Consider the following 299-nt stretch of genomic DNA (forward strand, 5'->3'; position numbering starts at 1 on the left):
GACGCCGAACCGCTCGGTCAACGTCAGCCCCCATCCCACCACGAGCGCCTCCTCCGGCCACGCCTTAAGCGTAAGCAATAACGGCAAACACAGCTCGCCCGCCGCCGGGCCACTGTGGCCAAACGGGAGGGCCCCCTCGACGGGGCGGCGGAGGCGATGCGGCAGGCCGAGGCCGGGGTGCAGGCCTCGAGCGGGCGTGGGCTGGTGCCGTACAAGGGGGTGCAGCAGACCGTCGCGCTGGTGGTGTGGCGGCCCAAGCGTCAGCAGCAGGACTGAGGCGCGGGTGTGCGGTCCTGGGA

General features: G+C 72.2%; 1 pseudogene. It reads left to right on the top strand.

What is annotated here, in order from left to right:
- Positions 1-126: 126 nt before the first annotated feature.
- Positions 127-276 (top strand): annotated as a pseudogene (locus ADK41_RS41660) (heat shock protein transcriptional repressor HspR); the annotation flags it as partial.
- Positions 277-299: the final 23 nt, after the last annotated feature.

Source organism: Streptomyces caelestis (assembly GCF_001279005.1).
Lineage (GTDB): Bacteria > Actinomycetota > Actinomycetes > Streptomycetales > Streptomycetaceae > Streptomyces > Streptomyces heliomycini.